Origin of the sequence: Sagittula salina (genome assembly GCF_017813235.1) — a bacterium.
GTDB lineage: Bacteria > Pseudomonadota > Alphaproteobacteria > Rhodobacterales > Rhodobacteraceae > Sagittula > Sagittula salina.
Genome location: NZ_JAGISH010000006.1, coordinates 304,460 through 311,113, shown reverse-complemented (window position 1 = coordinate 311,113; position 6,654 = coordinate 304,460). Strand labels below are relative to the sequence as shown.

Below are 6,654 nucleotides of genomic sequence, written 5' to 3'. Positions count from 1 at the left end.
CTTCCTGTGCCCATAGTTCGTCTCCTTTGTTGCAGTAAATGCTATCAAAGGAGCGGCATCAAACCGCGACACGTCCAGAGCGCCTGAAGTCTCAAGAGAACGACAACTGACGGCTACCAAACCACATTTCCGTAACTGGGGGCACATACCAATCTCCTGGGCATGGATACACTCGCAGCCCTCATGAACCTCGGGAATGCCGCCGCTAACGACGGCAAACTGATCGCCACCCACTGGATCCAGATGCGCGGCGCTCTCTGTATGCTCGGGCATGCTGGAGGCGGTCTCGACCGGGTGCGGATAGCCGACTTCGGGATCCGCTTCCCTGTCGTTTTCGAGGAGCTTGAGCCGGCCGTTCAGGCCGCATTTGCGTGTTGCTCCTCTCGGAACTCGCGCGCCTCGAGCGCGGCCTCGGTCGATGGTTCTTCACCCCGCCATCCGTCTCGTGCAGATAGCTCTTCACGATTGTCGGCGGCGACCTTTCTGCGCTTCGCAGCATTGGACGTGATGCTCTGCATCGCCTTGTCCAGATGGCGCACGATATCGACGGAACGGTTCCATCGTCTCCTCCCCTCTGCTGTGCTTGCGATGGCCTCATGCAGCAGGCCTTTATGGTCGCCCGTGAACCAGGCGCGCCTTCTGGCCGCCGCCTCAAGCCTTCGCTTCTGTTCGGCTGACAGGTTTCGAATTGCCTCGGTGGCGTCTTCCGGGGTGTAGAACTTGCCTACGTCTTTGTCGTCTTTCATGAGCCGCTCGATTGCCTGTCACTCGTATATGCTCCCGAAAAGACGCCCATCGGACATCTTCTTCGGAATTCTTTCCGAGGGCTTCGATTTTCGGGAGCGCCGACGGAGAGCACACCATACCAAGTTGCGCCCGAAAATTCACCGTCAATATCTGGTAGAAGCGCAGGCCTCGACGTGCCGCTATAGGCCCGGAATCAGGCAGCGCGAAACATTTTTGGGAATTTTCTGGCGGCAACGTTCGATGGGCCGCCTCTCGGGAGCATACGGGGGCACAAGGCGCCTGCTGCGGGCGTCGAGCAGACAAGAAAAGGATTTGCTGCCATGTCTACCGAACCGATTGAAATCGAAGATCTCCTGGCCGCCCTGAAAGCCGGCCGCAAGCCCCGCGACCACGGGCCCTACAAGGTTCAGGTCGGCGACCCCGACCTCAAGTTCACCGACGCCGTCATCGACGATCCGACGCCCACCGGCCGCCAGATCATCGAAGGGGCTGGCTTCCGCAAGGCCGAGGAACACCTTGTGTTCCAGGTGCTGCGCAACGGTGAACTCGAGGAACTGCGCCTCGAGGAAACCACGGACCTGCGCCCCGGCCAGGTCGAGCGCTTCCTGGTCTTCCCCAGCGCGGAATCCTTCCGCTTCGACATCGATGGCAAGCGCCTCGAGTGGGGCCACAAGATCATCAGCGGGCGCGTGCTCAAGAAGCTGGCCGGGGTCGATCCCGCCAAGTTCGCCGTCTGGCAGGTGATCCCCGGCAAGGATGACATCCTGGTCGGCGATACCGATCTGATCTGCCTCGCGGATGCGGGCCTGGAGCACTTCTTCACCGGCGTGCCCCAGACCACGGAAGGGGGTGCGGCATGAGCCTCCTCCCCCGTCAGGATCGCCGCTACCTCGAGGGTCGCGGCATCACCGTTCGCGAGGTCATCGAAGGCGGAAAGAAGGGCGTGATCCTCACCGGGATCACGCTGCCGGAAGGCAAGTATCAGGTCGCCCAGGCGGATATCCTGATCCTGCTGCCGCCCTCGTATCCCGAGGTCGCCCCCGACATGTTCTACGCCGTGCCGCATCTGAAGCTCCTTGCCGGCCAGCGTGAGCCCCGCTGCACGCAGGTGCGGGAGACTCATGCTGGCCAGACCTGGCAGCGCTGGTCTCGCCACAACAACCAGTGGCGTCCCGGCACCGACGGCATCTGGACCATGCTGAAGAGGGTCGAAGAGGCCTTGGAGGTGGCGGCATGAAACGCAGCGACATCACCCTCCACGCCCGTCACCGCGACAAGCTGCAGGCGCTGCTCGCGCAGCCCCATGGGCACGAAGGCGCCGCCTACATGCTGCTCGGCAAAAGCGAGATCGCGCAGGATCCATGGGACCTCGAGCCGCGGACCCGTTACACCTCCTACGAGGTCATCGCGATCCCGCAGGAGGATCGCGTCGATGCCAGCGAGAAGCATGTCACCTGGAACACCAACTCCTTCGCCCAGCTCTGTCGCCGGGCCGAGGAGGAAGACTTGGTGCCGGCGATCGTTCATAGTCACCCGGGAGGCTTCGATGGTTTCTCCGACCAAGACGATCGCAACGAGCGCGAGCTCTTCACCATGGCCCGAAACCGGAACGGCGAGGGGACGCGCCTGGTGAGCGTCGTGCAGGTCGGTGACAGCCTCTACCGGGCGCGGGTCTGGGAAGACGACATGACACCCCTGCCCTGTCATCGCGTGACTACCATCGGCACCCGTATCGAGATCCAGTCGACTGACGTGCCGCCCCCCTCGGAAATCCTGGCACGGCAGGCATTAGCCTTCGGGCCGGAAGTCAACGGCCTACTCAAGCAGCTCTCCGTTGCCGTGGTCGGGTGTGGCGGCACCGGAAGCCCGGTGGTCCAACTCCTCGCGCGCCTCGGGGTTGGGCGTATCGTGGTTATCGATGATGACGTGGTCGAGCACTCCAACCTGAACCGCCTGCAAGGCGCCACTCGGAAGGATGCCGACAACGCCGTGCCCAAGGTTGATGTCATGGCGCGCGAGGTGGCGAGGATGGGTCTCGACGTCGAGATCCGGTCGATGAACGGCTGGGTGGATGCGCCGCATATCCGTGACGCGCTTAAATCCTGCGACGTCATCTTCGGATGCACGGACGATCACGCCGGGCGCCTCTACCTAAACCGCGTGGCGCACTTCTACCTGATCCCGGTCATCGATGTCGGGCTGGTCCTCATGCCCCGTGACGATGGTGAGTCCGGCCTCCTCGAGATGGCCGCGCGGGTCAGCGTGCTGTTTCCCACGTCGGCGTGCCACGGCTGCCGCGGCACAGTCGATCGTGTCAGGGCTCGCGAGGAGGACCTCCAGCGATCGGACCCCGCCGAATATGAATGGCAGAAGACCGAAGCCTACGTCCGCGGCGGAGGTAATCCCGCGCCGGCCGTCGTGACCTTCACCTCCGAGGCCGCCACCATGGCAGTGAACGAACTTCTTGCCGGTCTCGTCGACTTCCGCGGCGGCGGCGGATGGACATGGCAACGCTATCGCAAGCTCGACAAGGGCTTCGAGCGTTCGCAGGCGGCACAGCCCCGGTCCGAATGTCCGGCACTTCTTCACCACGGTGCAGATCACCTTTGCCGGGAATGACAGTGAAGGGCTGCGCTACGCTCCGATCCAGACGCCACAGCCCTATTGGCTGGCCTGGAAGGAAGAGAGCGAGATCTCCGCCCGCCTCGACCGGGACGTGACCCAAATGATGGCGCCCGCGCGGTTCCTCGAGCTGATCCACGACTTCACCCTGTTCGACGCCGGCATCAAGAAGATCGCCCGCCCGAACCAGTATTTCGCAGTGAAGGCCACGCAGGAGCGCGTGGCGGCGCACGAGGGCGGGATCATTTGGCAGACCCAAGGGTCCGGCAAAAGCCTGATCATGGTGATGCTGGCGCGCTGGATCAGGGAGGCGCAGCCGGATGCGCGCATCCTGGTGGTGACCGATCGCAAGGAACTGGACCGGCAGATCTCTGAGGACGTGTTCGGCGGGACCGGCGACAAGGTGCGCCGTGCGAAGAGCGGCACAGACCTGATGGCCGCCCTCGCCGATCCGACCGACCGCGTGGTCTGCTCGCTGGTCCACAAGTTCGGCAAGCGCGAAGAGACCGAGATGGCCGAGCTAATCTCGGACATCCAAAGCGCGAAAATCGGCGCGCCGGTGGGCGATTTCTACGTCTTCATCGACGAGGCGCACCGCACGCAATCGGGCAAGCTGGCGCGCGCTATGCGGCAGGTGTTGCCCGAGGCGATGTTCATCGGCTTCACCGGCACGCCGTTGCTGAAATCCGACAAAGAAACGTCGCTGGAGACCTTCGGCCCGTATATCGGCAAGCCCTACCGCTTCGACGAGGCGGTCGAGGATGGCGTGGTTCTGGACCTCCGCTATGAGGCGCGAGACATCGATCAGCGGATCAGTGCTCCGGACAAGATCGACGCCTGGTTCGAGGTCAAAACCAAGGGCCTGACACCGATCGCGAAGGCGGCGCTCAAGCAGCGGTGGGGCACATTGCAGCGGGTGCTGTCCAGCCGCGACCGGCTGGAGCAGATCGCCAACGACATCATCATGGACATGGAGATGAAGCCGCGGCTGAACGCGGGCACGGGCACCGCCATGCTCGTGGCAGGTTCGATCCCCGAGGCATGCAAGTTCTTTGAGATATTCCAGAAATCCGGATCGATCCTCTCCGACAAATGCGCCATCGTGACTTCTTACAAGCGCGTCGCATCCGAAATCACCGGCGAAGAAACCGGGATGGGCGAGACCGAGAAACAGTATGTCCATCGGGTTTATACCGACCTGCTGGGGGACACCTCGGAAGAGGAATACGAGGAGGAGGCGCTGCGGCTGTTCAAGAAAGAGCCGGGGCAGATGAAACTGCTAATCGTCGTCAGCCGCCTACTGACCGGCTTCGACGCCCCTACAGCCACCTACATCTACATTGACAAGCAGATGCGCGACCATGGGCTGTTCCAGGCGATCTGTCGTGTGAACCGTTTGGATGGCGATGACAAGGATTTCGGCTACATCGTCGACTACAAGGACCTCTTCAGGAACATCGAGAGTGCGATTGACGACTACACCTCGGAAGCGTTCGACGCCTTCGACAAAGAAGATGTCGAAGGTCTGATCACAGATCGCGCGGAACAGGCTGACCAGGATTTACGGGACGCGCGTGATGTCTGGCTGGGTCTCATGGATGCAGTCGAGCAACCGAAAGGTGATGACGAGATCTTTGCCTATTTCTCCAGCCCCCAAGGCATTGAGAAAGACCCTGAGGCAGAGGAGAAGGCGCGGCGGCGCCAAGCGCTTTATAAGATCTCCGGGCGCTACGCCCGCGTTTACGCAAACATCGCGGCCGAGCCTGAAGGCTCAGGCTTCAACGACCTGGAGCTGAGTGAATACCGTCGCGAGGTGGAGCGCGCTATCGGGATCAGGGATGCTGTCAGGCTGCATAGTGGTGACGCCGTAGACATGAAGCTCTATGAGCCAGCCATGCGCCACCTGATCGACAACTACATCCGCGCCGATGACTCCGAAGTCATCTCCCATCTCGACGACATCAGTTTGATCGACCTCGTGGAGAGCAAAGGTGCCGCAGCCGAAGATGATTTGCCACCGGCTTCGAAGCGCAAGCGCGAGAACGTAGCTGAAGCGATCGAGAACAACGTTCGCAGGCTGATCATCGAAGAAACCCCCGTCAACCCGCGGTTCTACGAGAAAATGTCCGAGCTACTGACGGACCTGGTGCGGAAGCGACGCGAGGAGGCCATTGAATACGCTGAATACTTGGAACGCATCGCGGCCCTTGTGAGGGATGCAAAGACGGGCCATGGCGGGGATTATCCGTGCTCCATCAAGACCGTAGGTCAGAAAGCCTTGTTCGATAACCTCGACGGCAATGAGACGTTGACCTTGGAGGTTGATCAGGCAGTCAGGGATACGGCGCCGTTTGGATGGCGCGGCAACAAAATGCGAGAAAGGAAAGTCCGACGCTGTCTTGAGCATGTGCTGGACGACCCAGACGCAGTGGAGCGGATCTTCGAGGTCCTGAAGAACCAAAGTGAATACTGAGATTTCCGAGATTGGTGGCATCTACGTTGAGATCGTGCGCAAGCAGATCAAGAACCTGCACATAGGCTGTTACCCACCAGAAGGGCGCGTCAGAGTCGCCGCTCCGGAGCATGTAAGCGCCGATGCCATCAGACTTGCTGTCTTGAGGAGAATGCCTTGGATAAGACGCAAGCAGGCGCAGTTCCTCGGTCAGGAACGGCAACCGCCACGCCGCTATGTCTCTGGGGAAACCCACTTCCTTTTCGGCAGGGCGATGCGGCTCGAAGTTCGGTATTGGGGCAAAAAAAGCCATCGGATCACCCGGCAGGGTAACGACCGGTTGCAGTTGGACGCCCCCGTCGGCAGCAGCTCCAATCAGTCCCAGCTATGGATGGAAGCATGGCTGAAGCGAGAACTCCGGAAGCTGGCCGCGCAACGTATTCCGATCTGGTCAGCACGAATGGATGTCAGCCCCAAAAAGTGGGGGATTCGACCGATGAGGACCAAGTGGGGCAGCTGCAATCCCGCTAAGGGCATCATCTGGCTGAACTCGGAACTTGCGAAAAAACCGAAACGGATGATCGATTATGTCATCGTTCATGAGCTCGCTCACCTCATTTCTCCCAAACATGACCGGCTTTTCGCCGCTGTTCTGGATCGTGAGTTGCCAACATGGAGATCCATACGGCAGGAGCTGAATTCCCTACCTCTGGCAGCATGGGAGGATTGAACTCGAGATCAACTCGCATCGCGTCGCCGTCGCGGTGTGCGATTGGTTGGACACAAATAGTCAAAAGCTACGGACCGAATGGATAGTCCGATGCGCGACGTCC

At 61.0% G+C, this 6,654-nt stretch carries 6 protein-coding genes; 5 read left to right on the top strand and 1 reads right to left on the bottom strand.

Translation table 11 applies throughout. The features are described 5' to 3' along the window. Positions 1-356: 356 nt before the first annotated feature. On the bottom strand, positions 357-746 hold the full coding sequence (locus tag J5474_RS12815; RefSeq protein ID WP_209361303.1) for a hypothetical protein: 390 nt from the start codon (positions 744-746) through the stop codon (positions 357-359). 321 nt (positions 747-1,067) lie between these two features. On the opposite strand from J5474_RS12815, the gene J5474_RS12810 reads away from it, so the two are divergent. Genes J5474_RS12810 through J5474_RS12790 form a run of 5 tightly spaced genes read left to right on the top strand, consistent with a single transcriptional unit; the run spans position 1,068 to position 6,551 of the window. Beyond that, entirely contained in the window at positions 1,068-1,607 is a 540-nt protein-coding gene (locus tag J5474_RS12810; protein WP_209361302.1) for a multiubiquitin domain-containing protein, read from the top strand. Beyond that, positions 1,604-1,984, top strand: a complete 381-nt coding sequence (locus J5474_RS12805; RefSeq protein WP_209361301.1) for an E2/UBC family protein — start codon at positions 1,604-1,606, stop codon at positions 1,982-1,984. The genes J5474_RS12810 and J5474_RS12805 overlap by 4 nt, the downstream gene beginning before the upstream one ends. Continuing rightward, complete coding sequence (locus J5474_RS12800; protein WP_245216420.1) at positions 1,981-3,366, top strand: ThiF family adenylyltransferase; 1,386 nt, start codon at positions 1,981-1,983, stop codon at positions 3,364-3,366. Before J5474_RS12805 ends, J5474_RS12800 begins: the two co-directional genes overlap by 4 nt. Continuing rightward, positions 3,341-5,842 carry a type I restriction endonuclease subunit R gene (locus J5474_RS12795; protein WP_209361300.1) on the top strand — a complete coding sequence of 834 codons (2,502 nt, stop codon included), beginning with the start codon at positions 3,341-3,343 and terminating at the stop codon, positions 5,840-5,842. The genes J5474_RS12800 and J5474_RS12795 overlap by 26 nt, the downstream gene beginning before the upstream one ends. Next, the gene (locus tag J5474_RS12790; protein WP_209361299.1) at positions 5,832-6,551 is read left to right on the top strand and encodes a M48 family metallopeptidase; all 720 of its coding nucleotides are present in this window, start codon (positions 5,832-5,834) and stop codon (positions 6,549-6,551) included. Before J5474_RS12795 ends, J5474_RS12790 begins: the two co-directional genes overlap by 11 nt. The last annotated feature ends 103 nt before the right edge of the window (positions 6,552-6,654 follow it).

Excerpts from the sequence above, each read along its gene's own strand:
- J5474_RS12815 (WP_209361303.1), bottom strand. The coding sequence starts at position 746 with ATGAAAGACGACAAAGACGTAGGCAAGTTCTACACCCCGGAAGACGCC.
- J5474_RS12810 (WP_209361302.1), top strand. The coding sequence starts at position 1,068 with ATGTCTACCGAACCGATTGAAATCGAAGATCTCCTGGCCGCCCTGAAA.
- J5474_RS12805 (WP_209361301.1), top strand. The coding sequence starts at position 1,604 with ATGAGCCTCCTCCCCCGTCAGGATCGCCGCTACCTCGAGGGTCGCGGC.
- J5474_RS12800 (WP_245216420.1), top strand. The coding sequence starts at position 1,981 with ATGAAACGCAGCGACATCACCCTCCACGCCCGTCACCGCGACAAGCTG.